This window comes from Priestia sp. KCTC 13724 (assembly GCF_056820425.1).
Genome location: NZ_JBXDLD010000060.1, coordinates 1 through 3,446, shown reverse-complemented (window position 1 = coordinate 3,446; position 3,446 = coordinate 1). Strand labels below are relative to the sequence as shown.

At 38.6% G+C, this 3,446-nt stretch carries 7 protein-coding genes; all 7 read right to left on the bottom strand.

From position 1 onward, the window contains the following. Positions 1 to 227 precede the first annotated feature (227 nt). Positions 228 to 428, bottom strand: a complete 201-nt coding sequence (locus tag AC1UFB_RS08885) for a hypothetical protein (protein WP_239429065.1) — start codon at positions 426 to 428, stop codon at positions 228 to 230. Positions 429 to 704: 276 nt separating this feature from the next. Then, positions 705 to 1,175, bottom strand: a complete 471-nt coding sequence (locus tag AC1UFB_RS08880) for a DUF4176 domain-containing protein (RefSeq protein ID WP_239429064.1) — start codon at positions 1,173 to 1,175, stop codon at positions 705 to 707. Then, positions 1,172 to 1,471: a DUF4176 domain-containing protein gene (locus AC1UFB_RS08875; protein WP_078990429.1), complete on the bottom strand. Its 300-nt coding sequence runs from the start codon at positions 1,469 to 1,471 to the stop codon at positions 1,172 to 1,174. The genes AC1UFB_RS08880 and AC1UFB_RS08875 overlap by 4 nt, the downstream gene beginning before the upstream one ends. Beyond that, positions 1,464 to 1,715, bottom strand: coding sequence for a hypothetical protein (locus AC1UFB_RS08870; protein WP_062687002.1), 252 nt, complete (start codon positions 1,713 to 1,715; stop codon positions 1,464 to 1,466). The genes AC1UFB_RS08875 and AC1UFB_RS08870 overlap by 8 nt, the downstream gene beginning before the upstream one ends. Before the next feature lie 38 nt (positions 1,716 to 1,753). Beyond that, positions 1,754 to 2,059, bottom strand: a complete 306-nt coding sequence (locus tag AC1UFB_RS08865) for a hypothetical protein (RefSeq protein ID WP_062687001.1) — start codon at positions 2,057 to 2,059, stop codon at positions 1,754 to 1,756. Further along, positions 2,011 to 2,199 (bottom strand): hypothetical protein, encoded by a 189-nt coding sequence (locus tag AC1UFB_RS08860; protein WP_482589001.1) that lies wholly within the window; start codon positions 2,197 to 2,199, stop codon positions 2,011 to 2,013. The genes AC1UFB_RS08865 and AC1UFB_RS08860 overlap by 49 nt, the downstream gene beginning before the upstream one ends. Positions 2,200 to 2,725: 526 nt before the next feature. Then, positions 2,726 to 3,250: a type 1 glutamine amidotransferase domain-containing protein gene (locus tag AC1UFB_RS08855; protein ID WP_482588999.1), complete on the bottom strand. Its 525-nt coding sequence runs from the start codon at positions 3,248 to 3,250 to the stop codon at positions 2,726 to 2,728. Between the last annotated feature and the right edge of the window lie 196 nt (positions 3,251 to 3,446).

The following is a 3,446-nucleotide window of genomic DNA, read 5'->3' as shown; positions in this document are numbered from 1 at the left end:
GCGTCGTTTAGGTTAAACGATCGTGTGGAATTGATGAACCGCGGCAATGGATAAATCCATCTGAGATGATACAATCAATGCTAATTGTATCCACTGAATGAAAATGGTAAATCCCTCTGTATTACTATGGATTTAATCATATACAAAATTGTTTTTACACTTGCAGCTAGGCAAGTTACTTAATATGAAAGCTAAAAAGCGAGTTGGGGATTCCCCAGCTCGCTTTCTCATTTCAGTAACATTCGATTAGCAATTTTATAGGCTGCCCAAACAGCGATTGTTGTAATGACCACCTGTATAATTAACATCACGGCAAATAAATTTGTTTCCTTCCAAATTAATGTTGTAACCATTAATTGAAATACTAACGCAATGATATAGAATACAACGCAAATAACTTTACCATGTTTTTTCCAAATGCCTGACATGATTTCTCCTCAAACTCTTATATTTTTTTTCGAATCCATAAACAAACGGCTAGTATGATATATAAAGGTGCGACTATTATAAGGACCGCCCAAAAGGACATTGAGTTCCCTTTAAAGTGTTCAACCATAAAAATGGTTGCTGTTGAAATCGTAGAGGCAATCGCAAAAAATAGCGGCACAACTAGCAGCAATAACCGGAGTGTTTTCTTACGCTGTGTATGGCTCACGTTCTAGAGCTCCCTTCATCAAACTAGCCTATTGCTTCCAATTTGTTTTTCACTGAGTGGTTGCTTGCTTTTGCTGAGCAATATCTTGTTCAACCTGCTGGCTCATCTGTTCTTCTTCTGGTGACTTCATTCCTACATGCTGAACGGACTCAATCATGTTGCGATTAAAGAATAAGTTATAGTCTTCATTGATATTCCCTTCAGGATACGGAACGGACACATAATCAAACGTTTGGCCTGTTGATGCTTGTTTCTGAAAACGTCCATAAATCATGACTGACTTTTCGACATTTCTCAATTTCACAACGGTACCAATCGGTAATAGTTTCGTTGTATCAACCTCTTCTGTTGCATCTTCAGCCTGTATCTTTTCTGCTTTTGTCGCAGCGTTACTCTCTTCTTCTTTCACCTTTGGCTCATTGACCTTATTAGGCTCGCTGCTAGAAGCTGATGAACAGCCTACGAGCAAAACCATCACTGCTATACTAAAAGTTAAGAAACGCATGGTTTTTTTCATCATTGGCTTGTTCCTTGATTGTTATTTTCTAAAATATCCAGCTCGACTTTTTGACGCATTTCGTCTTCTTGTGGCGATTTCATCCCCTCATGCTCCACCGATTCAATCATATTGCGATTAAAAAACAAGTTGTAATCATCCGTTATATTACCTTCGGGATACGGAACGGATACGTAGTCAAACGTTTTCCCAGTTGCTGCTTGTTTCTGAAAGCGTCCATAAATCATGACTAATTTCCGAACTTCTTTTAACTTTACAACCGTACCAATTGGCAAAAGTCTTTCATTAAAGTCATTCATGGTCATTTCCCCCGACTTCTTGCTGTTTTTTTGTGAATTTTGCTCGAATAATTAAAGCAATAATGGCTGTTCCATAGAAAAGTCCACCCATAGCTAACATTAAATTGATTGCATGTTTTAGCTGTTCGCTCGGTACAAGACCAATAATGATTCCTAATACAGCCGTTCCACCGATCGTCATAAGAACTGCATAAAGCATTAAACCTATTCTCAGCGTTTTTTGCATATCTTTTTTTGTGTGCATTCATACTACCTCATATTTTTAAATTTTCAGTTGCTGAATTATTCCTCATCATCTTCTTTTTCAAACCCGAACTTTCCGCCAACTCCTACACCTAACGCTACTTTCCCGCCAGTTTCGGCACCGACTGAACCGCCCAAGGCTACGCTTCCTAGTAAAATATCAACACCAACGTATGGGTTGTATTCGATCCCAAACCACTCCTTTAATGGCTTATAGCCAAAAAAGTTTAGTGGTTCAATCTTTGTTTCTATTTTGGCTGCACTAAGTTCTGTGCCAAGATTGAGCGTATAGTTCTCTACATTAGCTTGTGCTTCTGCTTGTCCAGCAATAAAATCTCCTGACAACGGTGATCTATCATGAGAAAATGAGCTCTTTGAAACTGCGCTTCTTTTTCTTTGAGAGCTGCTTTACAGCTTTCTAATTTAGCCAGCTTTTCTTGATAACGATTCACCAACCCATTGTACTGAAGCAAAATTGCATCCATTATACTTTCACCGCCTTTACGTATGACTTCTCTTCCAGACATTTTGTTACATTCTTCCTATATGATATCGCAGACAATAATTTGAAATAAATAGGTCATTTTCATCTTATTACAAAGGAAAATTTTTAAAATCTATGAACATTAACTCATACCCTTTTAAGAAATAGGGATTTTAACCCGAAAAATAGCGTATTTACCTTCCTTCATAAAAAAAGAGTGTGGGACATAATAAGATAATGACTTTTAAACGTCGACTTTCTTGTTGCGGGAAGAAATCGAAGCCTCTGTTTGAAAGCACTCATTTCTGAATGAGTTGTGATGTTCACTCCAGCTTGCTCGCTTTTCTTTGTCAGAGCGCTTTTTCTATCGCTTCTGAAGGAACCAAGTATCCTACGCTCCGTTTCATCCTGTTTTCAAACACATAGCCATAATAAAAAAACCTGCATGATGAAACGTCGTGAACGTTCAATCATACAGGTTTTTCATTTGCTGAACGACTGATGTCTCAGTCTCTTCAATTTATTTCTTATTGAGTTGCTAAAACGTCGGCAAATGCTTTTGCATATGGCGGTAAATCAGGAGGACGACGGCTTGAGATGATGTGGCCATCAACAACCACTGCTTCATCATGCCAAATGGCACCCGCATTTTCCATATCATCTTTAATGCCAGGCGTGCTCGTTACGTTACGGCCATCTAAAATCTTCGCTGAGATCAGCACCCAGCCGGCGTGACAAATTTGGCCGATTGGCTTTTGATGCTCGTCCATGTATTTGACCATTTCCAAGACTTCCGGATAGCGGCGTAATTTATCAGGCGCCCATCCTCCTGGAACTAAAATAGCATCATAGTCGCTTGCTTTCACATCAGAAAATGCATAGTCAGACAACGCTGGCACTCCGTATTTTCCTTTATACGTTTCCTTAGCCTTTTCACCAACTAAATGCACCTCAGCTCCTTCTTCACGAAGTCGCATGACAGGATACCATAACTCTAAATCTTCAAAGTCTTCGCTTACAAGCGCAATTACTTTTTTATTTTCTAAACGCATCTCGACACCTCCACTTTTCAGTATAGCATGTTCCGATTCCCCCTTGAAAATGTAAGCTTTTAGTGTGAAAGTGTACCCGACGTAGAATCAAATGAATAAATATATAATTAAATTAATTATCATTCATCACTAGTGTTGCATAAATGTTGACGCAATTTTCAGTTTAATGTTTTTTCCTGTTTAGAGCCAAAAAAGT